Below are 25,600 nucleotides of genomic sequence, written 5' to 3'. Positions count from 1 at the left end.
GAATTATGAAACGGACTACTGCGCTAGCCTACGTCGCAACCCTAGGCGTTGCAGCATCATTTGCCGCAGGGTTCTTCACCAACAAATTCTTGCTCTATTCAAACGCTGTGGACAGCCTCCAGGAAACAGTGTGCGGAGACATGATGACCAGTGACTCGGTGAAGAGCGTTCTCCCCAAAAGCCATACCGCGATGGAGCACTACACCGCCCTCGGAGCCGGCCAGGATTTCAACCAGTCCTGCATCATCTCCAGCGGAACTTCTGGGACTCTCACCATCAGGGCGAAAATCCAAAACGCAGCATTTCAGGACTGGCAGAAGTGGGTCAAAGGTGAAACACGAGACGACGGCTCCGGCGTTCCCGTAAAGATGGGCAAGGGAGGAGTCTCCTACCCGACAACCACTTACCTCTATATTCCGTGTACACCGCGTTACCCTCGTGCAGAGGCCACCCCCGCGAAGGATTCCTACTATCTGCAGGTCAATGTCAGGTTCAACGGTGATGCGGACGCGGACGCCGGCACAGTACGCAAGGCGGTGGCCGATGCCGCTCAAGCATTCGGCAAAAATGCGCACTCCGAGGCCGGCTGCCTAGGCGCCCCCTGACAAACGGCACTCGCGGTTCCGGAGCCCCCGCATGTCTGCGGCGCACCAGGTACTGGGATTGCTGCGACTTACCTCGAGAGGTGGTCCCGTTCAGCGCGGGAACCGCCGCCGACGCCGTAGGTCCCGCAGAGCCACCGAGCTGCCGCTGATCGCCGCGGACAGGACAACGCCCAGACCCAGCACATAAGTTGCCACCCGCTGGTCCCGTTGCTGTGGGGTCTCCCCCAGCGTCAGCGTGGCCGGGATGACCCTGCTGTCGCCCTTCGCGACGCCGGGGTCAGCGACCGGTGCCGCAATGGGCACGGCGTCGTCGGTGAGCGCGCGCACCGGGTCGACCACGCCCCAGCCGGTGAAGTCGTTGTGGCCCAGGGAGGTGCGCTGCGCGGTCTGCTCGATCTGGGCGATGACCTCGTGCGCCCGCCAGGCCGGGTGCTTGGCACGGATCAGGGCCGCGACGCCCGCGACATAGGGGGCCGAGAAACTCGTGCCGTTGTCGACACACTGGCCTCCCTTGGGAACGGTCGAGACCATATCGACCCCGGGAGCCGACACCCCCACGAACGTCCCGGCCTGGGAGAACGACGCCCGCTCGTTGTTGCGGTCCGATGCCCCGACAGCGAGCACGCCCTCGTAAGCACCGGGGAACGTCGTACCGAGCTTTCCGTCCGCTCCGGCATTTCCCGCGGCGACGACCACGACGACGTTCGCGGCGACGGCCCGGTGGATGGCCTGGGCAAGCTCCCGGACATCGCCGGAGGTGTCCTGCGAGATGTTGATGACACGTGCATGCGCGGCAACAGCCGCGTCGATGGCCCGCACCATGCTCGGGATCCTTCCCGCGCCCTGGTTGTCGTTCTGCCGGATCGGGATGATCGTGGCCTCGGGCGCGATCCCGGTGAATCCGGTGCCCGGCAGTGGGCGGGCGGCGATGATCCCGGCGACCTTCGTTCCATGACCGACCGTGTCATTGGCGCCGTGGTCCTTGCCACCGATGACGTCCACACCATGGGCGACGTCAACGGCCGATTTCAACTGCGGGTTCGTCGCGTCGACTCCGGTGTCGATGACGGCGACACGTACACCCTTGCCCTTCGTGTCCTGCCAGAGTTGATTCAGCAGCACCCGCTGGAGGGACCACGGCGTTCCCTTGATGTCCTTCGCGGGGAACGTGCACTCGCCGTCAGCGGCGAGCGTGATCTCCGCGGCGGCCGTCAGCCCTGCGGTGACGGGCGGGGCAGCGGGGCCGGCCAGCAGGGCGAATGCCGCTACCCCCGAGGTCAGTGCGGACAGGCCGAGCTCATGCGTGGTCCCGGATCCCATGAGGGCTGCTTCCTCCTGCTGACGGTCCGACCGGGTACGGAACACACTGCGGGGCGGACACCCTCGTGCGGGCACCCGCCCCTGCGCAACTCTTGCTGCAGACGTCCTGGCTACTGAAAGTATCCGGCCGTCTTCTTGTCGGTGGCACTGTAGTTGTGGCTGGCGGACTCCACCTTGGAGGAGATCTGGATCAGCGTGCTGTGGATGTGGTCAGCCTGGTCCTGCCATGCCCGCGCGGTCGCGTCGAACGCCTGGTGGGCCTCGCCCTCCCAGCTGGCAGCCACGCCCTTGACCTTGGCCAGCAGGCCGTCGAGGTCGGACTTGAGCTGATTGGCCGCCAACTGAATACTGCTGGCGGCATCCGTCAGCGAGGAATAGTGAACCTTGAGCTCAGACATGGCTCCCCCTGGAGTGAATGTGGGTCGAAGTTTTCGGGAACGGAATCGGCACTGGCACCGGCACTCACACGGGCGAACCACCGGTCCCGCACAAGCAGGTCAGAGACCGGCGATACCGCTGCCGCCGGCGGCGCCATTGATGTCGATCTTCTTCAGGTCCTCGAGAACCTCTTCATCGGTGTTCCCGTGACCGGCCCGGGTCGCGACGATCGCTTCCTTGATGCCGTCGATGACCACCCGCAACTTCTGATGCCGCCTGTTGATCTCGTCCTGCTGTGTGTTGAAGGCACCGGCCCCGATGCCCTTCCACTGGCCTTCCAGCCCGTCAATGGCAGCGTTCAGCTTCACGAGCTGCGCCGCCATCGAGCCACTGACCCGCTCGATCTCGTCCTCGACGCGCTTGAGCTCCGCGTCGGTAACCCTCACTGTTCCAGCCATTTCGTACCTTCCCCCATGCAATATGCGGTCGCTTCAAGGGGCTCGAAACCCCTCTCTCCATTCACAACTGGCCTGTGAAGCAGTTGAGATGATCTAGCTTCCGACCACTCTAGCCACATTCGTCCACAGGCCCAACAGGCCCCCGGCGAGGGGGCACCCGCAGCCGGGCCGCACCACCTGAATACCGCTCATGGGCTCGGGGAGCCCATCGCGCTGCGCTATCTATTGGCCAGGCGATTCGTCATCGGTACCTGATCAGGTGAAGGCTTCGGAGGCCGTCCACCTCCAGCTCAGCCTGCCCATCACGCATGCCGTCGATGAGTACCACTCCATTGGCAGTACGGGCTGCGTTGAGGAGCAATCCAACAGACTCACGTCCCGTCCAGTCCTGTCGGCGAACCCACACCAGTGCCCTCATGGCCTCCGGCAGTGTGGCAAGTTCAGCAAGCAACGGTGCCCAATCACTGTGCTCGGAGATGGAGAGGATCGGTCCGAGTTTCCGCATGGTGTCCGGCATCCACGCAGCAGGACCGGCCTTCGGCGGAAGCGTTTGGCCATCGACACCTGGCTGCGCGCCCTCCACCCAACGTGAGAACCACCCCCATGGGTCAGAATTCGGCAATCCAAAGGGTTCCTGGTGGTCCTTCGGCACAACTATGGACGCGTCAAGCATCGCATTGGCCAGGTCGCCGCCGGCCAGAAACTGCTTTGTGTTGCAGGCGAACAACCAGCCTCGACGAGTTTCATCCGCAGGGGATGCATCCACAAGAGCGACTTGACCACCGTAGACTTCATCGAGCCAGGCGTCAGCTTTTCGGACAGCGCTAGCGAAATCCTCGGCCGGAATCCGCCACTCCGACCGGTGCGCGTCAGGACTCGGGCGCCCGCGAGAAAAACGTGCGAGTACCAACTGGCGGATGCCTTCTTTCTCCATACGCCCCAGACCACCGGTTTGACCATCGAGCAAGACGAATTGGCCGTTGTTGATGGTTGCGTACATGAGGTGCCCGGTTGCCTCCACGCCATTCAGCTCCCGCCGCACCCACACCACGCCCCGGGCGTACGGACCAACCTCAAGGAGGGCAGAGATCACAGCATCCCAATTGGCGAACGATGACACCTCAGCACCACTGAAGTACTGCCGTACGAGCCGATCCCACCAACCCGGCGCCTCATGGACGGCTTGCCAGGGAAGGGCCGTCGCCCGGCCACCATCCATCCCTGCGTCGATGGCCACCACACATCCACGATCATTAATGCGACGTGCCTGCGCTGCCGAGTTACGCTGCGGGCTTCCATCGAATTCCGCCAGGTCGCCCCACGGATCACCTGTCGCCAAATGGAAGGGGCCCACAGAATTTTTCGGAACAGCGAAAGAACTATTTAGCATCGGAGTGTCAGAATATCCGGACTGACTGAGCGTCCTGCAACCGAACACCCAAGCCTGCGAGCTCTCTGCGACAGGATGCGGGACGGACAACTCGACCAATCCATGGTATTGCTGCTGCAACCATTCGTCGGCCCGCTGGGCCGGAGTCATTGCACCGCTCATGCCCCAGCTCCGGGCGGCCACTGCCCAGTAGTCAACCAGGAGTTGAACTCATCGGTGGTCAGCGCACCAGGGGCGAACCCCAATTCCGATCCGTCCTTGAACACCACAATCACACGATTCATGGGCGCCCTGGTGAAATCTCCAGTATCCAGGTGTTCCTCTGTATCAAAACACACCACCCACGCCAATTTGTGCTCTACCGTTGATTCCGGCTCCATCACAATCGTCGGCGGCCCATCGCCATAGGTGCGGTGCAAGAATTTCTCTGCCGCAATCAGCGCTTCGTCCTTTGTCATGGCTCAATCCTCTCTTCAGTGCCAGAAACACTATTTGTAAGGCATGTATTTAATACTCTTGACGCCCCATTCCGAATTATTCAACTCCTCCAATCTACCCAGCGCGCCGGTCTGGCCATCCAAAAACACAACGCCATGACTGTCATGAATAACATTGAAGACGTGCGCAGTCTTGTTCTGTCTTTCTACATAGACAATTCCTCTCGATCCTTCACCCCTGGCTCCCATATCACCGATAATATCGTCATAGCTTCCAACATTCTGCCATGCGGCATCCGGGTTACCGAGCGCCTTCGGGTCCGGCCATCGCGGCTCATGCAGAGGCGCCGTTGACACTTCATGGCCGTCCAGTCTCTGATCTACAGCAATAACATTGTTGGAACAGTTGTCGACATAGCCAGGAGTTTTTGCTTCGTAGCGATCAGAGTTCATATCCTTGAGCCAAGGATACTGATCGTCCACGAACTCGCGCGCCGTGGCCGCGTCAACCGAATCGGCGTGGATCGCCTTTTGCGTCACGTGTTCCGTCGGCTGGGCCAGGTCATCCCATGCCTTGGGGATTGCGGCAGGCACCCCGGATTTGACCGCACCTCGCTCCGCCACCGCTTCGGCGGCGTCTCTCCCCGCGGCCATGGCCGTGCGTTCGGCGGCGGTGGCTGCGGTGCTGGTGCCGCCTGTCGCCAGGGCCATGACGAGGTTTCCGGTCAGTCGTCCTCCGGACTCGGAAGGGTCGTCGCCCCAGCCGGTGCCCACGATCGCCTGCGGCAGCCGCTCCGGGTGGTACGCCATGGTGACCAGACCCGCCACGGTCGAATCCAGATGCGTCAGGTACTCCGCCGGGTGCGTCACGTTGTACGTGTCCCACGGGTTCAGACCCCGGACGAACTTCGTCGCGTCCGTGACGCTGCGGACCAGGCCGCCGCCGTAGTGCAGGGCCTCGACCTCACCCTGGACGAGGACGTCCTGGAGATCGCCGCTCATGCGGTCGGTGAATTCCGGCTTGGCCGGCGCCAGTTCTGCCGCCGCATCAATGGCGATCCGCGCCTCGTCGGCCACCGCGTCACGTTGTCGGCGTGCTTCCGTCAGGATTTCCTTCGCCTCGGCGATGGCAGTGGCACCCGGGTCGTGGAACGGATCCGGGGCGACCGGAGGTCTCCCCGGATCGCCTTCCCCGTTCACCAGGTGCTGGTAGGAGGCGAGGTCCGTGTTGTAGGCGCCGACCTTCGTGTTGTATGCGTCCACCGCCTTCTTGTGGGCGTCCTTTCCCTGCCGGTACGTGTCGATCGCCGTCTGCGCCTGCCGTTGTGCCCAGTCCACGATGTCCGCGAAGCGTCCCAGCGCCTCAGCCGCCTGCAGGCAGGCGTCCGCTCCCTGCAGCCACTTCTTCGGATGTGCCTCGAATTTCACCCGAAAGGCGTCCGCACCTTCTCCCTGCCAATTTCCAGGGTCCAGGCGGGTCAGGCCACGATGCACATCGCCGAAGGAGCTGCCGAACTTCCTCAGGTGTCCAGCCGTCTCCTGGATCGCCTTCGGATCGCCATGGATCAGCTCCTTCGGCTCCTCGCTCCGACCCAGTTGCTGCTCGGCGACGGAGGCGCCCAGGTCATCGGCGAGATCGTCACCGAAGTCCTCTACCGCGTCGGCCGCGTCGTGCAGTCCGACGTAGTCCAAGCCGTCGCCGACCCGGTGTGCTGCCCAATCGGCGCCCTCTCCGGCCGCCTTCTTCCCCGAGTCGACGAGGTGTTCGAGGCCGTCCCCGGCCTGATCGACCTTGTCCTCGAGCCAACTGAAAGCCCCCATCAGCCTTCGCCCCCGGGCGGTGTCCGCACCCCGGTCTCGGCCTGCTGCTGCCGTTGTTCGGGCGACGGTCCGAACAGTTGGTCCCGCGCGGCCTCGACATCGTCCTCGTGTCCGGTGGCCTTTGCGACCTGTTCGTACAGGTTGAATCCCATCGGACCGTTGGACAGGTCCCGCCCGGTGTCCTTCCAGGTCTGCCCGATGTCGTGCTGGGCCTGCTCGACGGACTTGGCGCTGAAGTCGGGGTGCTGCCAGTCCGAGATCGGGTTGTCCGCCTTGACCCGATCCCAGGACATCCCCTCGACCTGCTCCTCGGTCAAGTTGGGATTCCCCATCGCGGCATTCGTGACGACCTTGAACGTGTCCTTGATGTACTGGTCCTCGTCATGGCTGATGCCCGCCGACAGACCCAGTCGCTCGGCGAACTCGTTGCCTTCCTGCACCAGCGTGCGTACTCCCCATTCCCAACGTCCGCAGAACGAGCCGAAGGCGGAGGTCAGACCACTGTGGCCAAGCTGCATTCCCGTCAACGCCAGATCGCCGAAACCGCGCCCGGTGTCCGCCGACCCCTGCGTCCCCAGAGACTTCAGCTCCCCGATGGCCCCGTTGAGGCCCTGGGCGGCCAGTGCCAGGGCCGCAGAGTCCACCGCGAGATCCTCGCCGCCCGTACTCATCGGAACATCCCTTCACCCGCGCGGGCGTCTAGCGCAACGGCATTCGGCACGATCCCCATCACCGGTGGAAAGATCATGGGCCGGTCGCTCCCCACGTCCAGGGCCACTCCCGCAGGTTCCTGCACTGCCGGAATCACGACGTCCAGCAACCGTGCCCCGAAAACGGTCATGTACTCCCAATCGGAGAGTTCCGATGTCTCCTGCGTCAACGCGAAGCGCGCCAGCGCCACTTCGCTGGAGAACCCATAGATCCAGCGCACTCCGCCCATCGCCGCCGACCACAGACCGCCGCCGGTCACCGGCACCAGCACCGCAGCCCGCCGGAACGCATCCACCAGCGCGGTCGGGTCTCCGTTTCCGCGATACATGCCCTCCATCTCGCAGGTCAGGGCCTCCACGGCCTCTGCCGAGGCGAGCCTTCGCCAACTCGCCCTACCTGCATCAGGAGCCTGCTGCTCGCTACCGGCCCCACGCACGATGTCGGACAACCGCGTGGGGCGGTCGGGCCTCGCCTGGTGATTCGGATCCCCGGAGGCCGTGGTGAGCCGTGCGATGGAGCCGGAGGCCGGTGGATGGTGGGTTCCGGTCCAGTCAGGGCTGGTCATCGTCGGCCTCTCTCCCGTGGGTCGGTCGTATGGCTACTACTGCGGCGGGGCGGGTGGACCTTGCTGCCAGGTGTGCTGGGGGTTGGTCTCGTACGTCGGGGGTGGGGCGGAGCCGTACGGAGGTGCCGGAGGCGGGCCTGGTGGGGCGGCGAGGCGGTTCCGGTTACGGACGACCAGCACCGCGGTGGCAGCTATGACGACGGCCGCGCCGCCGAATCCGAACCAGAGGACGGTGTTGCCGCTGTCGGAGGCGTCCGACGTGGCCTCCGCCTGGGCGGCGGGAGCAGTCGCGCTCGGCGCCGGCGCGGCTGCGCTCTCCGAGGGGACCGGGCTGTTCGGCGCGGTCTGGGCCTCGTATGCGGCGAGGGGATACACGTCCGGTGCACCGGGGTCGCCGGGTGTCTGCAAGGCAACCCGGGGGCGGACGGCGCCGTAGCCGATGGAGTCGTTGCGCTTGGCCCCACTGGTGGGCGCACCGGCAGTGTTCAGAAGGACACGCAGAACCTGGTTGGCGGTCCAGGTGGGATGGGCGGACCAAAGGAGGGCGGCGGAGCCGGACGCGAGGGCCGTGGAGGGGCTCGTACCGGTCCCCTTGCAGTACCCGGACGCGGCGATCTGGGTGGGGCAGGCCCCGATGATCTCGTTTCCTGCAGCAGAGAGATCAACCTGCGGACCCTTGGTGGACGTCGGGATCGCTTTCACGTCTTTCCCGAGAGCCGCGACGCCGACAACGCCACGTGTGGCCGCCGGGTACTCGACGGGGCTTCCTCCGTCGCCGCTGTTTCCCGCAGCGGCGAAGATCAGTTTTCCCTTGGATCGGGCAAAATCTACCGCTTCTTGGAGGCTTTGATGCTGGGCTGCGTCCCCGATCCCGGAGTCGCCCAAAGAGATGCTGATGACACGGGCATCGCTGTCCGCTGCGTAACGGATGGCTTTGACCAACTCGGAGTAGAACTCAGGGTTTGCGGCGGCGCCGATCTTCTCACCCTCGTTGTCCGGCAGGCGGAGGGGAAGGATCTTGGCTTTGGGAGCCACTCCGACCACCCCTGAACCATCAGCACCTTCACCTGTGCCGGCGATCAAGCTGGCCATGCTTGTACCGTGCCCCACCAGATCGATGTCTGCGGCTACAGGCTTGGTGCCGAAGTCCCTACCCACAACAAGTTGTCCGCGGAGGTCGGGCGCAGTCCGGTCAACACCGCTGTCGATGACGGCAACCGTGATGTCCTTTCCCTCGCTGATCTTCCATGCTGCGGCAAGGCCCATCGCTTCGACGTGCCATTCCTGACTCCGGATCGACTCCGCGTGTGCCGGTACAGCTACTGATACGAATCCGATCAACGCGGCGCCACCGACTGAACCCACAGTCAGTGCGCGCTGCCTCCAACCAACCCGGTGTCGTCGCATATTCCTTCTTTCGGTGTCCCTCACGACTCCGCGTCGGGTCACTTGACGACCGGAGGACCTGAATCGTTATCACGTTGCGTGCGATCCGGCTCGTCCTCGATCAGGTAGTCAGGACGTCGGCTGTTTCGTCGCTGCTTCTTCTCGCCCGCCTTTCCGGAGTTGGGGACAGCGCGCCCGGTAATTGCCGATACCCCGCTCGGAGCAGTCCCGCCCGTCGAAGTGCGTCCCGCTTGATTCGTCGCGCCCTGGGCGAAGGTGTCCGGTATGGCGGCGCCCTGCCTGCGGGTCCCGCCCACAATGCCTCCGGGTTGGCCAGCGAGTCGGCGCATGGAACTTCCGGAACTGCCCCGGGTCCCTCCCTGCTCACCGGATCCGGTGCCATGAATCCCACCCATCGGCGATCGGCGATCAGCGCCCTCCGCTCCGACGACGTTGCCCTTGGGGATCATGCGGCTTGACGTGGTCCCTCGCACGGTCGCCTGCCCCCCATGAATGCCCGATTCGCCAACGGGCCTCAACCTGAGACCATTGCTCGGGCCCCTGCCTGCCGGCGACCCTGCGGCCTGCGGAAGGCGTGGCGACGGCGTGCCTGCGTTCACTCGTCCATTCGGACCAGAGGAGAACGGAGGAGCGCCAGAACCCGTATCCGGAGGCACAAACGTGCGCGATGACGGCACATCACCAGCAACTCCGGACGGATGGTGAGTGAGCGGGGTCGAGGATGCCGGAGCCACTGGGGTAGTCGTGCCTGCCGAGGCGATGTGAGTGCCCGGATCGGCAGACACGGCTGCGGGACTCCCTGCCAGGTCCGCTGGAGCAACCGACCGGGTTGGGATCGGCCCGAGGTTGCTGCGGTCGGAGCCCGCATGAAGATGTGTCTTCGAAGCCGCGGTGTCAGAGCTCTCCCGTCCGGATCCCTCCGCCGATGACCCCGAGCCGTCGATGGGCACCGCCGTGAGATCCGACCGCCGATTGTCCTTCGGCAGAATGCGTGCAGGCACCGGCTGGAACGTCGGTGGTTCCTGGGCGCTGATCACGCTTGCCGAGTACTTGTAGGCCAGCGCCAGTTTGTTCATCTGGTCGACGGCGCCCTCGCGGGCTCTCTCCAGGTGGGTCACGGCCTGCTGGTTGGCGAGCTTGCCGTCCGGGTCGTGCTGGGCGACCAGGTCGGTTCGGTACAGGTCGACCATGGACTTGGCGTCGGCGGGGACCGGCGGCATGTCGCGTTTGACGGCGAGCAGGGTCTCGGCTGCTACAGCCAGGGTGTCACCGGCGCTCCTGGAGTACTCGGCAAGGCTGAGGGTGGACTTGGCGATGCTCTTGCCCCACTCCTTGAAGGCATCACCGCCATCGCTCTGCCAGTCGACGTAGGCGACCCGAGTGTTGAGGTCGCTGCCAATGCTGTCGATCGCCGCATGCGCGGCCAGGAGTTTCTGGCTGAGAGCTGTGAGCGCACCAGGGTCGGCGTCCTTGACCATGGCGAGCATTTCTTCATGGGAGCGGGCGTCGAACTCGTCGCCGTAGATCGCGGTGTGCGCGTCCTCGGTAATGCCGTCGAAGATTCCCACGACTCACCCCTCCCCTTCGCTGTTCAGGTGTTCCAGGTCCACGGATGGGGGCATCAGCCCATGCCTCCGCCGCCGGAGGTGTCCTCCGTGGGCGGAGTGCTGCCGGTGACGGAGGCCGGCTTCCGGGTGGCCGGCGCGTCCGGGTCGAGTTCGGGGTTGTAGTACTTCTTCGTCACATCGTTCAAATTGAGAAGGTGGTTGCGGGTATCGATGTCGACGTTCTCGTAGCCGACGCGCGCGATTTCGACGGAGATGCTCATGGCCTCGATCTGATTGGCCATGGTCGTCGACAGCAGTTCGAGTTGGGAATGCACATGGGTGTAGGCACTCATCAGTTCCTCGGCGCCCGCGAACCCGGTGCCGATCTGGCCTTGATGCAGTCTGCCGTCGCCCATCTTGTCCGGCGCGGCCTGGGAATCGTCGAGATCCTTGAGAAGACCGTCGACACGTTGCTTGAAGCCACGCAGATCCTGCAGGCCGATGTCCATGTCTCGCTCGAGCATGGCAAATCACTCCCCGTATTCCACCGTTGACTCAGCAGCTTACCCAGCTGCTACGACAGCGGCACTGGCCCCTCCCGTCACGAGCCCTGCGGCCGCCGTGCACTCTCCGTGTCCAACGCCGGTCCCTTGGGCAGGAATTCGGACCAGTTGAGCGGGACGGCATCCGGGGTCACCGAGTCGTAGCCGAGCCGGGCCTGAGCTTGGTTGACGGCTTCGTCCACCTTCCTGGCCTTGGTTCCGTCGGCGGCATCGCTGTCGTTGTTACGAGGGACGGCGTAACGCAGACCGGTGTCGGTGGTCAGATAGAGGGTGCCGTTCCTGAGGTCCTTGCCGGTGATCTCCAGATAGAGAAGGCCGGACCCGGGGGTGACGTACGCGCTGGTGGCTCCGTCCACGATGGACGCCGGATACGCGGTACCGGCCCAGACACTGAGCTCGGGGCGGGCGCCGGCCGTACCTCGCAGAACGGAGCACGCGACGGTGCGGCCCTGGGCATCGTAGGTGCCGGTCTTGTTGACCTGGGTGGGCTGCTGGACGGGCCAGTCTCTGCCGGCGCCCGTGAAGACGGGGAGGATTTCGGTGGGGACGCTGGTGCGGATGGGTTCCGTCTGGCTTGTCATCTGCTCCAGCAGCAGCGCGGTGAACGCGGTGGTGGGGGCAACGCCGTCCTTCTGGACGACGTAGTACTCCTTGCCTGCCGCGGAGGTGGCCTCGAGGACATTGCCGATCCTGCTCTCCGCGGCCGACAGTCCGTCGACATGGGCCGGGTCGCCGAGGTGCGCGACCGTCGGGAAGACGATCGGACTGCCGGGATTGAGGGAACCGAGCCACCCCAGGGTGACGCGCTGCGGCTCGGCGGACTGGCCGAAGAGCGTACGGAGCAGAAGGTCCGTCTTCTGCCGGCCGAGGGTGCGTCCGTTCCTGCCCCCGAGCGGGAAACTCGTACCGTCCTTGTCGACGAGGTAGCGCGACGAGTCCGGGCTCTCTACGTAGAGCACCTCGTTCCCCGCCAGGCGTTTGCTGCTGTCGACCGCCCGGGCGTCGGCGCCGCCCAGTACGAACACCGCCTGGTCCGCCACCTTGTCCGCGCCGCTGCCGGGTCGGTCGCAGACGGCCCATTTCTTCGCGAGACCCGCTTCCACCGGACTGGGGAGGCGGTCGGGGGCGTAGGGGATGCCAATGGTGGCGCCGTGCTTGATGCCCGACTTGTCGATCACCGATTCCCTGACCTTGATGACCTGATAGCCCTGTGGGTCGAGGAGCAGCCTGGCGGAGGCGAAGTTGAGGACGGGGTGCAGGAGTTTCTCGCCCGTCCTCTCGTCCTTGAGGATGACGTAACGGGTGGTCGATTCATCGGCGACGATGACGTTCTTTCCGGGGTCGTCCCAGCCCTTGGGCGCGGTCGGTTTGACCAGACCCCAGGCGCCGAACCCCGCAAGAATCAGCGCGCCGACCACGATGCCCGGGGCCAGCGCGCGCAGCGGGCGTGGTGCGCCCTCCTCGGAACCGGATGGATTCGGCTGCAGAAACGCTGCCACGGTCCGCTTGCGAGCGAAGGTGTAGGCGTTGAGCTGTTCCTTGCGTGAAGCCATCCGCTGCCGCTCTCCCCTGTTTACGTGAATACGGCACTTACTATGCCGGGTTCGGCCCCTGCTGTATCGGGGACCCCCTGCGCCGCATCCGGCCATGACCAGAGGCCTGGCGCCGACGAGGTGCCGCCGTACGGCCGAGTACGGATCATGAGGTGGCGTACCGATACGGTTGGCTGACTTGCGCACGCCGTAATGCCGTAACACGGAGGGATTTACCGGGGGATGAGCAGCGCGACGACCGCAGTGATGAGCGTGCACCCACGGCCAGGGCGGATCGGCGGAGTGCGGCTGCATCAGGTGGTGCTGGTGGAGATTGCCGCCGCGCTGGTGCTGGTCGGGTGGGCGACGAACAGGATCCTGCTCGTACCGATGGGCTTGGTGGCAGTGGTGTTGGTGCTGCTGGCGGTGCTGCGACGGCGGGGCCGGCCGGTCGCGGAGTGGCTGAACGCGGCGCTCATGCTGCGCGCGCGGCAACGGACGGCGAGTCAGCCGTGGGCACCTGATGGGGTGGATCCCGCGCTGGCACCGGTTGTCGAGTGCGAGGCGGCACTGCGGACGTGTACGTACACCGACCGGCAACGTGAACGCGATATCGGCATGGTGGGTGACGGGACGTTCCTGACGGCCCTGTTGCTGGTGCAGGCACGCGATGAACCACTGCGGATGGCACGCAACGCGCGGCCGCTGCCTTTGGCGCTGTTGCACGACGCACTGGAAGTGGACGACATCCGTCTGGAGTCGGTGCAGGTCGTGCAGTACACGCAGCCCGCGCCCGGACCGCATCTGCCCGAACAGGCCGCGGCGGCACGGTCCTACAGGCCGCTGCAGGAGAAGGCCGGTACACCGGCGATCCGGCTCACATGGATCGCGTTGAAGCTCGATCCGGAGTTGTGCCCGGAGGCGGTTCAGGCGCGCGGCGGCGGGGTCGGCGGGGCGCAGCGGGCGCTGCTGCGCGCCACGGACCAGCTGGCGAGTCGGCTCGCGGGGGCGGGAATCGACGCCTCAGTGCTGACGGAGGCGGAGGTGACGTCCGCGCTGGCGACTTCGGCCGGAGTGAATCCCCAGGCGAGCGCGCTCGCCGCGCGGGCCGGCGTGCCACTGCGGCGCACCATGGAGAGCACCCGTGCCTGGCGCTGCGACGACCGCTGGCACACGACGTACTGGGTCGGCCGCTGGCCGCACTTGGGTGCGAGCGCGGTCCCGGCGGCGAATCTGGTCGCCCTGCTGACCTCGATGCCCGCGCTGGCCAGCAATTTCAGCCTGGCGGTGTCGCGCGGGACCGGCCGGACGGCGGCGATCAGTGGATACGTCCGGCTGACCGCACGCAGCGACCAGGAACTGGTGTCGGTGCGGAAGCAGTTGGAACGTGCCGCACGGGGAGTCAGGGTCGGCCTCGTACGGCTGGATCGTGAACAGCTGCCAGGCGTTCTGGCGACCCTGCCCCTCGGAGGAGCCCGGTGACAGCCAACGGCATGACGTCCGCGACCGCGACCGCGACGCCTGCGACCAGACAGGGGCGGCCGGGATTCGGACTGCTCGGCCCACGCCACGACCGGCACGTACTGCCCGCGGATCAGCTCGGCGCGCTGTCACTGCCGCTCGGTGACGACGGAGTCGTGGCGGGCGTCGACGCCGAGGGACAGCCCGCGGTACTCGGGTTCTTCCGCCCCTCCCAGCTCGATGTCGTCGTCATCGGCAGTGTGTGGACAGCGCAGGTGCTGGCCCTGCGCACGGCCGGCACGGGTGCGCGTGTGGCCGTCGAAACGGCCCGGCCACAGGCCTGGACGGGGCTGGCGCAGGCCGCGGGTGGCGGACAGCAGTGCATGACGGTGCACGACGTCAAACAGGTGGGGCCGCAGGGTCCTTCGGTTTCCAGCCCGGTGCTGGTCGTAAGGGACTGCGGAATGCGGCCACCGCGCAGTCGGCTGGCGGCCGGGCCGTGGCAGTCCGTACTGACACTCCTGCCCTTCCTGGGTCCGACGGCACCGCGGCTGCTCGCCAACGCCGGGCTGGTCGGCATCCAGCGGGTCTCTCCGGAGGAGGCGCAGGTCCTGTCCGAGATTCTGCGGCTGCCCCGGGCAGAGGCGGAGTCCCTGTCGTCCTTGGGCGACAACATGATGCTGTGGTGTACATCTCAACATCAGAAGTTCGTCATGCTGCAGCCGACGGATGTCGAGACGGGACTGCTCGGCACCCCGCGCCGTATGGACTAGGTCCTAAGGGAGGACCGGCTCCGGCGGGCTGACGAGGGCGGATCCGGAGCAGTGGGCGAAGGTCTGCGCGGCTCCCGGAGATCCGGCGGACAGGGCGGGCCTGCCGTGGAACTGCCACCGATGATTAGGCTGTCCCTCAGAGCGGCAGGAGCTGTAGGGGGCAGACAGCCCGAACGGGGCGCGGCAGGTCTGCTGCGGTACACGGGGAGGGGATCAACGGTGAAGCACGCCGGATTCCTCGATCCCGTCCGCCGCGAGCAACCGGCCGACCGTGCGTCCCTGTCGTTCGGATGCGTTTCAGAGATATACCAGGAGGCATTGTGAGCAGCGATCGGGACGAGAACCGCGTGGGCGGGGCCGCCCCTGTCGAGGAGCAAGGCGACGCCGACTACACCGGTGAGTTCACCTTCGACTACACGCCGCCCGCCTGGTACATGCAGAACGCCGGTGGGGACGACAGCGGTGACAGCGGCGACGACCCGGATACGGGCTCCGGTGCCGATGACGCTCCGGCTCCCGCGGCGGTGGAGGAGTCCCGGCCCGAGCCTGAGATCGAGGCCCGGGTGACGCCTCCGGTGGCGCCCGCTCCTCCTGCTCCGCTGCCCTTGAACCCGGTTTCGTCGCCTCCCGCACCGCCGGCTGCGCCGTTCGCGGCGCCGTCACCGGCTCCTGAGGCCGCGAGCGAGCCGTCCTGGTCGGCGACATCGGTGCCGTTCGTTCCGGCGCCCGCACCTGCTCCTGCTCCTGCTCCTGCTCCTGCTCCTGCTCCTGCTCCTGCTCCTGCTCCTGCTCCTGCTGCGGCAGCGGCTCCGGAACCGGCTGCCGCCGAGGCTGCGGCGCCCGCGCCCGCCGCTTCCGCTGTTCCGGCGTTCCCGACGCTCAAGCCGAGCGTCGGCGAGGACCGTCCCGCGGACGCCCCCGTGGCGGTGCCCGAGCGGGACGACGACGAGCTGCCGGGCGCGGTGCGGAGCGAGTCGACGGTGCGGATCGCGCCCGGGTCGCTGCGCGCGCGGCCCGGAGCGGGTACGGCCGAGACCCCGTCGGCGCCCGTGGAGCCGGAGCCGAAGCCGGCACCGGTGGTGGACGCTCCGCCGTCCGAGGGTCCGGTGTGGGTGCCGACGCCGCCGCCGGCCCCGGTCGCGCCGTGGTCGCCGGCTCCTCCGCAGAGCGCGGTCCCGCCGCTGCCGCCGCACTTCCAGGCCGCGGACGCCCCCGCGCCGCCGCTCCCCGACGACCGGGCCACCCCGCCCACGGGTGCGCCCTGGCCGGCTCCCGCGCAGTCCGCGCCGACGCCTCCTGGTGCCGACTACACGTTCGCTCCCCCGGCGCCGTCCGACACCGTCGAGCCCGCCGCTCCGCCGGCCGGCTACGGCTTCCCGCCGGCCCAGCCGGGACCGGGCACGCCGAACCTCCCCGCCCCGCGCGCGGCGGCGCCGCTGCCGCAGGGCGGATACGGCTTCCCGCGGCCCGCCGACGCACCCGTAACCGCGCCCGCGCCGGCGCCCGTCCCGGAGGACCGGCAGGAAGACCGCACTCCCCCGCCGCAGCCGGCGTACGGATTCCCGCAGACGGGAGCGCAGCGACCGCCGCTCGCGCAGGACGGCTACGGGTTCCCGCGACCCGCCGCCGACGCGCCCGCCCCTGCGCCCACACCGGCTCCGGCTCCGGCTCCGCAGGACCCGCACCGGCGCCCGCGCCCGGAGGACCATTACGCCGCCGCCGCCCGCGCCCTGGTAGAGCCCCGCCCCGGCACCGGCCCCGCGCCGCAGCCCGAGTACGGGTTCCCGCTTACCGGAGCGCAGCCCCAGCCCCAGTGTCGCAGCAGCCGCCGCAGGGTGGGTACGGGTTCCCGCAGCCCGCAGACGCTCCCCGGCGCCGCAGGTGCCTGAGGACCGCGCCCCGCGCCGTCGGCCGCCCCGTGGCCGAGCCCCAATCCGCCTAGCGCCGCAGCCTGGTTACGGGTTCCCGCAGAGCGGTCAGCCGCAGCCGGGCACGTACGCGCCGCTGCCGCAGCCCGCTCCGAGGACCGCGCCGCCCGCCCACCGGCGCCCCTGGCCCAACCCGGCGCTGCCCCCGGCCGCCCCGCCCAGGCCCCCGGCGCCGGCGCCCCAGCAGGGTTACGGATTCCCGCAGAGCGGAGCCCGCAGCCGCCCGTCGCGCCCGGTCCTGAGGCGTCCGCGCCCATGCCCGCCAATACGGATTCCCGCCGCCCGCGGCGCCGTTGCCGCCGGAGGCCAACCCCGGTGCGGCGTTGCAGCCGCTGCCGCCGCACGGCGGGTACGGATTCCCGCCGCCGGGACAGCAGCCGCAGGCCCAGCCGCCGGCCCCGCAGCAACAGCAGCCGCCGCAGCCCCAGCAGTACGCGCCGCCGCAGGCCCAACCGCAGGTCCAGCCGCAGCACCCGGCTCCGGCGGAGGACCCGTCGGCCGATCCGCGTACCGGTGGCTGGCCGACGGTGACGCCGGACCAGCGGCAGCGTTCGGTGCAGGGCGCGCCGCTCGGCTACACCGCGGCCGTCGAGCTGTCGTCGGACCGGCTGCTGAAGAACCAGCCGAAGCCGAAGCGGCCCGGTGCCAACGCGACGCCGTCGCGGTTCAAGCTCGGCGGCAAGAAGGAGGAGGCGGAGCGGCAGCGGAAGCTGGAGCTGATCCGTACTCCGGTGCTGTCCTGCTACCGGATCGCGGTGATCAGCCTCAAGGGCGGCGTCGGCAAGACCACGACGACCACCGCTCTGGGCTCGACGCTGGCGACCGAGCGCCAGGACAAGATCCTCGCGATCGACGCCAACCCGGACGCCGGCACGCTCGGCCGCCGGGTCCGCCGGGAGACCGGTGCAACCATCCGTGACCTGGTGCAGGCGATCCCGTACCTCAACAGCTACATGGACATCCGGCGGTTCACCTCGCAGGCGTCCTCCGGGCTGGAGATCATCGCCAACGACGTGGACCCGGCCGTGTCGACCGCGTTCAACGACGAGGACTACCGCCGGGTCCTCGACGTGCTGGGCAAGCAGTACCCGATCATCCTCACCGACTCGGGTACCGGTCTGCTCTACAGCGCGATGCGCGGCGTGCTCGACCTGGCCGACCAGCTGATCATCGTGTCCACACCGTCCGTCGACGGCGCGAGCAGCGCGAGCACCACGCTGGACTGGCTGTCGGCGCACGGCTACGCAGAACTGGTGCAGCGCAGCATCACGGTCATCTCCGGGGTCCGCGAGACCGGAAAGATGATCAAGGTGGACGACATCGTCGCCCACTTCCAGACGCGCTGCCGCGGGGTGATGGTCGTCCCGTTCGACGAGCACCTGGCCGCGGGCGCCGAGGTCGACCTCGACATGATGCGTCCCAAGACCCGGGAGGCGTACTTCAACCTCTCGGCGATGGTCGCCGAGGACTTCATCCGCGCGCAGCAGGCGCAGGGGCTGTGGACCGCCGACGGGAACCCGCCGCCGCACCTGGCACCGCCGGTCCCCGGCCAGCAGCAGGGTCCGCAGCAGGGCCAGCCGCAGTACCAGCAGCAGCCGCCTCCGCCCGGGTTCCACGGCCAGCCGCCCCAGGGTCCGGGCCAGCCGTATCCGCAGGCACCTCAGCCGCCGCAGCAGTACCAGCCGCAGGCGCCGCAGCCGTACCAGCCGCAGCCCCAGCAGGGCTGGCCGCAGCAGCCGCCGCAGCAGCAGGCACCGCCCGAGCAGCCGCCGGGCTACGGCTACCCGCCGCCGCCTCAGCAATAGCTCGGAGCAGTAGCGCGGAGCAGTAACCACAGCACCGTCCCGCCGCACCAGCGGCGGGACCCTCTTCGCGCAGGGGAACGGACCGCGGCGTACATCACCGGGTGTAGTCCCGTTCCATCCCGGGATGCAGCCGGGCGCCCGGGAGTTCCGCCTGTGGGTCATCGTGCGCGCCCTGGTCGGCGGCCTAGCGTTGGGGCATCCCCCGATCGCTGCCGGCCACGAGGACCTTCCGATGATCGAAGCCCACGCACTCACCAAGCGCTACGGCGAGCGCACCGCCGTCGAGGACCTCAGCTTCACCGTGCGGCCGGGCGCCGTCACCGGTTTCCTCGGCCCGAACGGCGCCGGGAAGTCCACCACGATGCGGATGATCCTGGGCCTGGACGCCCCGTCGGCCGGCCGGGTCACGGTGAACGGCCGCCACTACGCCGACCACCGGGCCCCGCTGCACGAGGTCGGCGCGATGCTGGAGGCCCGTGCGATCCACACCGGGCGCTCGGCGTACCACCACCTCCTGGCGCTCGCCGTCACGACGGGCATTCCGCGCGGCCGGGTCGACGAGGTGATCGACCTCGTGGGTCTGCGCGAGGTCGCGAGGAAGCGCGCGGGCGGCTTCTCGCTCGGTATGGGGCAGCGCCTCGGCATCGCGAGCGCGCTGCTCGGCGACCCTGCGACGCTGCTCCTGGACGAGCCGGTGAACGGCCTGGGCCCCGAGGGCATCCTGTGGATCCGCAATCTGCTGCGGAGCCTGGCCGCCGAAGGACGTACGGTCCTGGTCTCGTCGCACCTGATGTCCGAGATGGCGCTGACCGCCGAGCACCTGATCGTCATCGGCCGCGGCCGGCTGATCGCCGACACCTCCGTGGCGGAGTTCGTCCGCGGCGCGGCGGGCACCTCGGTACGGGTGCGGACCGATGACGCGGAGCGGCTGCGGAGGCTGCTGGCGGGTCCCGAGGTGACCGTGGCGTCGGAGGCGGCGGGGGTGCTGGAGGTAACCGGTCTGACCAGCGACCGGATCGGCAGGATCGCCGCCGACCACGCCATCGCGCTGGCGGAGCTGACCCCGCAACAGGCCTCCCTGGAGCAGGCGTTCATGGAACTCACCCGGGACGCCGTGGAGTACCAGGCGCCTCCCGTCGCAGATCACGAAGGACGTGCGGCATGACCACTCTCCCCGCCCGCCCGGCCGCCGCGAGCGGCCCCGCCGTCCGCGGCCACGTCACCCAGCTCCGGGTGCTGCACTCCGAGTGGATCAAGCTGCGCACCCTGCGGTCCACGCTCGTCACGCTGACCGCCGCCGTGGTCGTGATGATCGGCCTCGGACTGCTCTTCTGCGCGGTCAGCGCGAACCGCTGGCCGCATATGGACCGGGGTGAACAGCTCAGGTTCAGCGCGGCCGGGGTGAGCGTGCGTGGCTTCCTGCTCGCGCAGCTCGCCGTCGCGGTCCTCGGTGTCCTCGTCGTCTCCGGCGAGTACGCGACCGGCATGATCCGCGCGACGCTCTCCGCCGTCCCGCGACGGCTTCCGGTGCTGTGGGCGAAGGCCGCCGTGTACACGGCGGTGACGTTCCTCGCGATGACGACGGCGTCGCTCGTCGCGTTCCTGGCCGGCCAGGCGATCCTGTCGTCGCAGCACATCGGTACGTCCCTCGGCGCGCCCGGCGCCGCCCGCATGGTGTTCGGCGCCGGCCTGTACCTCACCGTCGTCGGCCTGCTGAGCGTGGCGCTCGGCACCCTCATCCGCAGTACGGCGGGCGGCATCGCCACCGTCTTCGGGCTGCTCATGGTGCTGCCGCTGCTGACCGAGGCGCTGCCGACGACCTGGTCCATCAGCGAGTACCTGCCGAGCAATGCGGGACAGGCGCTGCTGGCGGCCCACCGGGAGCCGCATATCTTGGCCCCATGGACCGGCTTCGCAGTCTTCTGTCTCTACACGGTCGTCGCCCTGGCAGCGGCGGCGGCAGCGCTCAAGCGCCGGGACGCGTGAGGCGGTGACGCCCGCCGCGCCCGCGCTCCGGCGGACGGTGCGGTCCTGGCGCGCCCACCTCGGGCGCGCCAGGCTGCTGGTGCGGGCGAAGCTGCCGCCGGTCGCCGTCGACGCGGTGCTCACCGCGGCGCTGCTGTTCGCGACGGCGGGCCTGGCTCACCGTGATCTGTCCCGCTCGACATCCCTCGTGGTCTTCCAGTGGCTGCTGCTGATCCCGCTGGTGTGGCGGCGCCGGGCCCCGCTGGCCGTCTTCGGTGCCATGGCGGCGGTCGCGTTCCTCCAATGGCTGGCGGGAGCCCCGCTGCCCGCCGATGTCGCGCTGCTCATCGCGCTGTACACCGTGGCCGCCCACTCCTCCCGGCTCCGGACGCTGTCGGCCGTCGGCGTGCTCGAACTCGGCGCTCTGCTGGCCTCGTTGACCTGGGCGACGCACGGACGCACCACCCAGTCGTTCATCGCGCTGTCGGCGATGGTGATCGCCGCCGCCGTGACCGGGGTCAACGTGCGCACCCGGCGCGCCTACCTCGCCGCGCTGGAGGACCGGGCCGGACGGCTGGAGCGGGAGCGCGACCAGCAGGCGCAGCTCGCGGTGGCCGGTGAACGAGCCAGGATCGCCCGCGAGATGCACGACATCGTCACGCACAACCTGTCGGTGATGGTCGCGCTCGCCGACGGCGCGGTCTTCGCGCAGGAGCGGCACCCGGAGAAGGCGGCCGCCGCGATGCGGCAGGTGTCCGGGACCGGCCGGCAGGCCATCACCGACATGCGCCGGTTCCTCGGGGTGCTGCGCGCCGACGAACCCGACGCGCTGCGCCATCCCATGCCCGGCATCGCCCAGTTGGAGCCGCTCGCCGAACAGGTGCGCGCCGCCGGACTGCCGACCCGTCTGAGCGTCAGCGGAAACCCGGCCGCGGCCACCGCGGCGGCCCAACTCACCGTCTACCGACTGGTACAGGAAGCCTTGACCAACACCCTCAAGCACGCCCCGGCCGGCACCCGTGCCGAGGTCCGGGTGCGCTGCTCCCCCGATTCCGTCCGGGTGGACATCACCGACGACGGCCCCGCCGCGCCCGCGACCGCGGATCCGTCCCCTACCGCGTCCGGGCACGGGATTCCCGGGATGCGCGAACGGGCCGCCGCGTACGGCGGGCAGCTCGACGCGGGCCCGCAGCCGGACGGCGGCTGGCGGGTCTCGGCCGTGCTCACCCTGAATCCTCCCCAGGACGGGGACGGTGCGCTGTGACGATCCGGGTGCTTCTCGTCGACGACGAACCGCTGCTGCGGATGGCCTTCACGATGGTCCTCGACGCCCAGCCCGACATGGAGCCGGTCGGCGAGGCCGCCGACGGCGCCGAGGCCGTCCGCCTCACCCTCGCGCTGCGGCCCGATGTGGTGCTGATGGACGTCCGGATGCCCGGCACGGACGGGATCGAGGCCACCGGCCGGATCGTCGATTCCTGCCCGGAGACCCGGGTGCTCATCCTGACCACGTTCGACCTGGACGAATACGCCTTCGCGGGGCTGCGGGCGGGCGCCTCCGGCTTCCTGCTCAAGAACGCGCTCCCCGAGGAGCTGCTCGCCGCGATCCGCTCGGTCGCCGCGGGCGACGCCGTCGTCGCGCCACGGATCACCCGCCGCCTGCTGGAGAACTTCGCCCACCAGCTCCCGGCCGGAACCGGTGCGGCGGACGGTGACGAGCGCCTGGGCCGGCTCACCGCCCGGGAGCGCGAGGTCCTCGTCGAGGTCGGCCGCGGGCTGTCCAACACGGAGATCGCCGCGGGTCTGCACCTCGCCGAGGCGACGGTGAAGACCCATCTGAGCCGGATCCTGGTCAAGCTCGGGCTGCGCGACCGCGTACAGGCGGTCGTCTTCGCGTACGAGACCCGGCTGATCAGACCGTCCTAGGCCGACGGCGCTACTCGGGTGTCGGCGCCGCGTCGATCAGTTCGCGGGACTGCTTCACGTCCTCCGCCATCCGCACCAGCAGCGCGTCGATCGAGTCGAACTTCTCCATCCCCCGCAGATACGCGAGGAAGTCGACGGCCACGTGCAGCCCGTACAGATCCAGCCCGACGCGGTCGATCGCGTACGCCTCGACCGTGCGTGCCGTGCCGTCGAAGGTCGGGTTCGTGCCGACCGAGATGGCGGCGGGCATCGGCTCGCCGTCGACGTGCAGCCAGCCGGCGTACACGCCGTCCGCGGGGATCGCCGTGTGCGGCAGCGTCTCCACGTTCGCCGTCGGGAAGCCCAGCTCGCGGCCGCGCTGCGCGCCCCGGACGACGACGCCCTCGACGCGGTGCGGACGGCCCAGGATCTCCATCGCGCCCGCCACGTCGCCCTCGGCGACCAGCCGGCGCGTCATCGTCGAAGAGAACGGCTCGCCGCCGCCCGCGGAGCCGCGCACGTACAGATCCACGACGTCGACCTCGTAGTCGTACTTCAGGCCCATCGCGGAGAGGAACTCGACGTCACCGGCGGCCTTGTGCCCGAACCGGAAGTTCGGGCCTTCGACGACGAGCTTCGCGCGCAGCGCGTCGACGAGCACCGTCCGCACGAAATCGCCGGGCGACAGCTTCGAGAACTCCGCGGTGAAGGGAAGGATGAGCAGCGCGTCGACGCCCAGTCCCGCCATCAGCTCGGCACGGCGGTGGTGCGCGGACAGCAGCGGCGGGTGGCTGCCCGGCCGGACGACCTCGCTCGGGTGCGGATCGAACGTGACGACCACCGACCGGACACCCAGCTCACGGGCGCGGTCGACAGCGCGCCCGATGATCAGCTGATGCCCCCTGTGCACGCCGTCGTAGGAGCCGATGGTGACGACGCTGCGTCCCCAGTCCCCGGGAACGTCCTCCAAGCCCCGCCAGCGCTGCACCTTGACGCTCCGCTTCATCGTCGTACCGAATAGCTGTGTATGCCTGTACGGGTCCAAGCCTGCCATGTCCCCGTGCCGGGCTCAGCCACCGGCCCCGCCGCCGCGCCCGCGGCACGGGCCGCGACCTGCCCCTACGGGGTGGACGGTACGGCGAGTTGTTCGCACAGCCGGCGGGCGCTGGGGCCGATGACGGCGTCCCAGGCGCCGTCGGAGTCCAGCCAGCCGCGGACCAGCCGGGCGAAGCACGGGGAGGCGGCGGCGAGCTGGACGAGCCGCCGGTCGAAGTGCGCGGCGCCTTCGGGGGTGCGCCCGAGCAGCAGGCCGAGACGGTGCACGAGATCGCGGGTGAGCAGCGGCGGGCGGCGGGCGCAGCCGTCCGCTGCGGCGCCGAGCAGCGCGTCCAGGACGTCGGCGTCCCGTTCGCGTTCCAGGGCCACGTCGAGCAGTTCCTGGCGCATCGGCCGGGAGATGTGGCTGCCGGGCGCGGCGAGCACCGGGGCGACCGCGCGCCGCACCTCCGGCGGGTGTTCCCGCAGCAACTCCACGACCAGCGGAAACACCACCGCGCGGGCGGAGGCGCCCTGCTCGAGCCGCCGGTCGAGGAACTCCGCCGCATGGACGGCGCCCTCCGGCCGGTGCCGCAGATGGTCCCGTACGAGGCCGGCCGCGCGGCGGGCCAGCGCGGGAGTGGTCACCGCCGCCAGCTCGCGCAGCACCTCGCCGGCGCCGGCGCCCGGCTCCCGCAGCCGGGCCTGGAACGCGGCGAGCACCGGTTCCGGATGCGAGGCGAGCGCGGCGGCGAGGGCGCCGGCCGGCAGCTGTGGATCGCCCGCGGCGAAGTGGGTGAGCGCGGCCGGCAGGTGCCGGGAGCGGGTCGCGGGGTCGCGGACGAGGAGGGCCAGCGCCGCTCCGTGCAGCGTGCAGTCCTCGGTGCGGGCGAGCATCGCCAGCGCCGCGTACCGCAGCAGTTCCCGGTCGGCGTCGGACCGTACGTAGGGCGCGGCGCGCACCCCGTACGCGGCGGCGGCGACGTGCCGGGCGGGCCGTTCCTCGTGGGCCCAGCGGTCGACGGCGCGGCAGACCGCCGACGGTTCGTCCTCCGCGAGGGCTGCCAGCAGTTCATCGGCGCCGGGGTGCGCGGCTTCGACCAGCGCCTCGGTCAGATCGTCCACGGCGCGGTGCCGGTGGGTGTGCAGCAGCGCCTGGACGGCGGCGGCCACGGTCGGGCGCGGGCCTTTGAGCGCCGTGTCCGTCTGCAGCGGCCGGTCGTCGCCGAACCAGCCGCAGATCACGGGCAGCGCGGCGCGCGGGGCGTCGCAGAGCAGTTCCCCGACGGTCGGGAGGAAGCGCTCGGCGGGACCCGGCGAGCCCGGGACGCCGTGCACGTTCTGCGGATGCGGGTTCTGCGGGTTCTGCGGGTTCTGCGGGGGTGGGCCGTCGGCGGGCAGGAGCAGCCGCAGCAGGTCGAGCCGCTCCCCCAGCGGCAGCTCCAGCCGCCGCCAGAACCACGGACCGAACTCCGCCAGGCCGCCGAGGCCCTGCGGACCGAACCCGCCGCGTTCGATCGACCGCACGGTGATCCGCTCCGCCAGCAGCCGCAGCACACCCCGGTACTGGCCGGCGTCCGGCACCCGCAGCAGGACCTCGCCCAGCAGATGCGCCGCCCACCACACGGCGTCCGCCCGCCGGGCCGCCTCCGGCGCGGGCAGGGGTGGCCGTGACTCTCCGCTCGGACCGGCTTCGGGGGCCGCCGCCGGGGCCGGCCCCGGCGCGACCGGACTCCGGGGCGGCGGTACCGCCGCGCGCCCCGCACCGGGCCGCCGGTTGGGGACGGTGTCCGCGTCGAGATCCGCCTCGTCCGCCGGCGGATCGTCGAACGCGGGTCGGTCCATGAGGCGGTCCATCAGGGCGGGAGCCGGGGCGGCTGCCGCGTCCGGCTCCCCCTCCGACGCTCCCTCCGGCTCCCCGACCACAGGTGGCCAGGGCGGTGTCCGGGGTGGCGTCTGCGGCTTTGGCGGGGCGGCGAGGCGGCTCGGTTCCG

General features: G+C 69.3%; 22 protein-coding genes and 2 pseudogenes. 10 read left to right on the top strand and 14 right to left on the bottom strand.

What is annotated here, in order from left to right:
* The first annotated feature begins 5 nt into the window (after window positions 1–5).
* The gene (locus C8250_RS30780; RefSeq protein ID WP_138357417.1) at window positions 6–605 is read left to right on the top strand and encodes a hypothetical protein; all 600 of its coding nucleotides are present in this window, start codon (window positions 6–8) and stop codon (window positions 603–605) included.
* Between the two features lie 90 nt (window positions 606–695).
* On the opposite strand, the gene mycP is transcribed toward C8250_RS30780, so the two are convergent.
* The 9 genes from mycP to C8250_RS30735 all read right to left on the bottom strand — a co-directional run bounded on the left by mycP (window position 696) and on the right by C8250_RS30735 (window position 8,894).
* Complete coding sequence (mycP, locus tag C8250_RS30775) at window positions 696–1,925, bottom strand: type VII secretion-associated serine protease mycosin (RefSeq protein ID WP_138357416.1); 1,230 nt, start codon at window positions 1,923–1,925, stop codon at window positions 696–698.
* A gap of 110 nt (window positions 1,926–2,035) precedes the next feature.
* Complete coding sequence (locus C8250_RS30770) at window positions 2,036–2,323, bottom strand: WXG100 family type VII secretion target (protein WP_138357415.1); 288 nt, start codon at window positions 2,321–2,323, stop codon at window positions 2,036–2,038.
* A gap of 99 nt (window positions 2,324–2,422) precedes the next feature.
* Window positions 2,423–2,761, bottom strand: coding sequence for a WXG100 family type VII secretion target (locus C8250_RS30765; RefSeq protein ID WP_138357414.1), 339 nt, complete (start codon window positions 2,759–2,761; stop codon window positions 2,423–2,425).
* 241 nt (window positions 2,762–3,002) lie between these two features.
* A complete protein-coding gene (locus C8250_RS30760) occupies window positions 3,003–4,313 on the bottom strand; it encodes a YrhB domain-containing protein (protein WP_138357413.1) in 1,311 nt (436 codons plus the stop codon).
* Complete coding sequence (locus C8250_RS30755) at window positions 4,310–4,609, bottom strand: YrhB domain-containing protein (RefSeq protein ID WP_138357412.1); 300 nt, start codon at window positions 4,607–4,609, stop codon at window positions 4,310–4,312. The genes C8250_RS30760 and C8250_RS30755 overlap by 4 nt, the downstream gene beginning before the upstream one ends.
* 30 nt (window positions 4,610–4,639) lie before the next feature.
* Window positions 4,640–6,409, bottom strand: coding sequence for a putative T7SS-secreted protein (locus C8250_RS30750; RefSeq protein ID WP_138357411.1), 1,770 nt, complete (start codon window positions 6,407–6,409; stop codon window positions 4,640–4,642).
* Window positions 6,409–7,080, bottom strand: a complete 672-nt coding sequence (locus tag C8250_RS30745; RefSeq protein WP_138357410.1) for a hypothetical protein — start codon at window positions 7,078–7,080, stop codon at window positions 6,409–6,411. The genes C8250_RS30750 and C8250_RS30745 overlap by 1 nt, the downstream gene beginning before the upstream one ends.
* Window positions 7,077–7,685 carry an SseB family protein gene (locus C8250_RS43785; RefSeq protein ID WP_244809461.1) on the bottom strand — a complete coding sequence of 203 codons (609 nt, stop codon included), beginning with the start codon at window positions 7,683–7,685 and terminating at the stop codon, window positions 7,077–7,079. The genes C8250_RS30745 and C8250_RS43785 overlap by 4 nt, the downstream gene beginning before the upstream one ends.
* 36 nt (window positions 7,686–7,721) lie before the next feature.
* Window positions 7,722–8,894, bottom strand: a complete 1,173-nt coding sequence (locus C8250_RS30735) for a S8 family serine peptidase (protein ID WP_244809875.1) — start codon at window positions 8,892–8,894, stop codon at window positions 7,722–7,724.
* Between C8250_RS30735 and C8250_RS43780 the strand changes: the two genes are divergently transcribed.
* On the top strand, window positions 8,787–9,011 hold the full coding sequence (locus C8250_RS43780; RefSeq protein ID WP_244809944.1) for a hypothetical protein: 225 nt from the start codon (window positions 8,787–8,789) through the stop codon (window positions 9,009–9,011). The genes C8250_RS30735 and C8250_RS43780 overlap by 108 nt on opposite strands.
* Before the next feature lie 119 nt (window positions 9,012–9,130).
* Here C8250_RS43780 and C8250_RS30730 read toward each other — a convergent pair whose 3' ends face one another.
* The 3 genes from C8250_RS30730 to eccB form a co-directional block, all read right to left on the bottom strand.
* The gene (locus C8250_RS30730; RefSeq protein ID WP_138357408.1) at window positions 9,131–10,660 is read right to left on the bottom strand and encodes a hypothetical protein; all 1,530 of its coding nucleotides are present in this window, start codon (window positions 10,658–10,660) and stop codon (window positions 9,131–9,133) included.
* 53 nt (window positions 10,661–10,713) lie between these two features.
* Window positions 10,714–11,148 (bottom strand): hypothetical protein, encoded by a 435-nt coding sequence (locus tag C8250_RS30725; protein WP_138357407.1) that lies wholly within the window; start codon window positions 11,146–11,148, stop codon window positions 10,714–10,716.
* Between the two features lie 92 nt (window positions 11,149–11,240).
* On the bottom strand, window positions 11,241–12,755 hold the full coding sequence (eccB, locus tag C8250_RS30720; protein WP_138357406.1) for a type VII secretion protein EccB: 1,515 nt from the start codon (window positions 12,753–12,755) through the stop codon (window positions 11,241–11,243).
* Window positions 12,756–12,977: 222 nt separating this feature from the next.
* On the opposite strand from eccB, the gene eccE reads away from it, so the two are divergent.
* The 8 genes and pseudogenes from eccE (at window position 12,978) to C8250_RS30680 (ending at window position 22,592) form a co-directional block, all read left to right on the top strand.
* Window positions 12,978–14,216, top strand: a complete 1,239-nt coding sequence (gene eccE / locus C8250_RS30715) for a type VII secretion protein EccE (RefSeq protein ID WP_244809459.1) — start codon at window positions 12,978–12,980, stop codon at window positions 14,214–14,216.
* Between the two features lie 11 nt (window positions 14,217–14,227).
* Window positions 14,228–14,968: a hypothetical protein gene (locus tag C8250_RS30710; protein ID WP_138357434.1), complete on the top strand. Its 741-nt coding sequence runs from the start codon at window positions 14,228–14,230 to the stop codon at window positions 14,966–14,968.
* A 320-nt stretch (window positions 14,969–15,288) separates the two neighbouring features.
* Entirely contained in the window at window positions 15,289–16,857 is a 1,569-nt protein-coding gene (locus C8250_RS30705; protein WP_187145039.1) for an SCO5717 family growth-regulating ATPase, read from the top strand.
* A 112-nt stretch (window positions 16,858–16,969) separates the two neighbouring features.
* Window positions 16,970–18,665, top strand: a pseudogene (locus tag C8250_RS30700) (MinD/ParA family protein); the annotation flags it as partial.
* A gap of 268 nt (window positions 18,666–18,933) precedes the next feature.
* Complete coding sequence (locus C8250_RS30695; RefSeq protein ID WP_138357404.1) at window positions 18,934–19,866, top strand: ATP-binding cassette domain-containing protein; 933 nt, start codon at window positions 18,934–18,936, stop codon at window positions 19,864–19,866.
* Complete coding sequence (locus C8250_RS30690) at window positions 19,863–20,687, top strand: ABC transporter permease subunit (RefSeq protein ID WP_138357403.1); 825 nt, start codon at window positions 19,863–19,865, stop codon at window positions 20,685–20,687. Before C8250_RS30695 ends, C8250_RS30690 begins: the two co-directional genes overlap by 4 nt.
* Window positions 20,688–20,760: 73 nt before the next feature.
* Window positions 20,761–21,930 (top strand): sensor histidine kinase, encoded by a 1,170-nt coding sequence (locus C8250_RS30685; RefSeq protein WP_232485860.1) that lies wholly within the window; start codon window positions 20,761–20,763, stop codon window positions 21,928–21,930.
* Window positions 21,927–22,592: a response regulator transcription factor gene (locus C8250_RS30680; protein ID WP_138357402.1), complete on the top strand. Its 666-nt coding sequence runs from the start codon at window positions 21,927–21,929 to the stop codon at window positions 22,590–22,592. Before C8250_RS30685 ends, C8250_RS30680 begins: the two co-directional genes overlap by 4 nt.
* Before the next feature lie 10 nt (window positions 22,593–22,602).
* On the opposite strand, the gene C8250_RS30675 is transcribed toward C8250_RS30680, so the two are convergent.
* Together C8250_RS30675 and C8250_RS30670 are read right to left on the bottom strand one after the other, a co-directional pair.
* Window positions 22,603–23,559, bottom strand: coding sequence for a bifunctional riboflavin kinase/FAD synthetase (locus C8250_RS30675; RefSeq protein ID WP_138357432.1), 957 nt, complete (start codon window positions 23,557–23,559; stop codon window positions 22,603–22,605).
* Window positions 23,560–23,690: 131 nt separating this feature from the next.
* Window positions 23,691–25,238: pseudogene (locus C8250_RS30670) on the bottom strand (serine protease); the annotation flags it as partial.
* Window positions 25,239–25,600: the final 362 nt, after the last annotated feature.

Source organism: Streptomyces sp. So13.3 (genome assembly GCF_005860785.2).
Lineage (GTDB): Bacteria > Actinomycetota > Actinomycetes > Streptomycetales > Streptomycetaceae > Actinacidiphila > Actinacidiphila fildesensis.
The sequence above is the reverse complement of the archived record's forward strand: the minus strand, read 5'-3'. Positions and strand labels throughout refer to the sequence as shown.

Coding starts and splice junctions, on each gene's coding strand:
- eccB (WP_138357406.1), bottom strand. CDS start 12,755: ATGGCTTCACGCAAGGAACAGCTCAACGCCTACACCTTCGCTCGCAAG.
- C8250_RS30750 (WP_138357411.1), bottom strand. CDS start 6,409: ATGGGGGCTTTCAGTTGGCTCGAGGACAAGGTCGATCAGGCCGGGGAC.
- C8250_RS30745 (WP_138357410.1), bottom strand. CDS start 7,080: ATGAGTACGGGCGGCGAGGATCTCGCGGTGGACTCTGCGGCCCTGGCA.
- C8250_RS30765 (WP_138357414.1), bottom strand. CDS start 2,761: ATGGCTGGAACAGTGAGGGTTACCGACGCGGAGCTCAAGCGCGTCGAG.
- C8250_RS30695 (WP_138357404.1), top strand. CDS start 18,934: ATGATCGAAGCCCACGCACTCACCAAGCGCTACGGCGAGCGCACCGCC.
- C8250_RS30725 (WP_138357407.1), bottom strand. CDS start 11,148: ATGGACATCGGCCTGCAGGATCTGCGTGGCTTCAAGCAACGTGTCGAC.
- C8250_RS30710 (WP_138357434.1), top strand. CDS start 14,228: ATGACGTCCGCGACCGCGACCGCGACGCCTGCGACCAGACAGGGGCGG.
- mycP (WP_138357416.1), bottom strand. CDS start 1,925: ATGGGATCCGGGACCACGCATGAGCTCGGCCTGTCCGCACTGACCTCG.
- C8250_RS30760 (WP_138357413.1), bottom strand. CDS start 4,313: ATGAGCGGTGCAATGACTCCGGCCCAGCGGGCCGACGAATGGTTGCAG.
- C8250_RS43785 (WP_244809461.1), bottom strand. CDS start 7,685: ATGACCAGCCCTGACTGGACCGGAACCCACCATCCACCGGCCTCCGGC.
- C8250_RS30690 (WP_138357403.1), top strand. CDS start 19,863: ATGACCACTCTCCCCGCCCGCCCGGCCGCCGCGAGCGGCCCCGCCGTC.
- eccE (WP_244809459.1), top strand. CDS start 12,978: ATGAGCAGCGCGACGACCGCAGTGATGAGCGTGCACCCACGGCCAGGG.
- C8250_RS30755 (WP_138357412.1), bottom strand. CDS start 4,609: ATGACAAAGGACGAAGCGCTGATTGCGGCAGAGAAATTCTTGCACCGC.
- C8250_RS30780 (WP_138357417.1), top strand. CDS start 6: ATGAAACGGACTACTGCGCTAGCCTACGTCGCAACCCTAGGCGTTGCA.
- C8250_RS30770 (WP_138357415.1), bottom strand. CDS start 2,323: ATGTCTGAGCTCAAGGTTCACTATTCCTCGCTGACGGATGCCGCCAGC.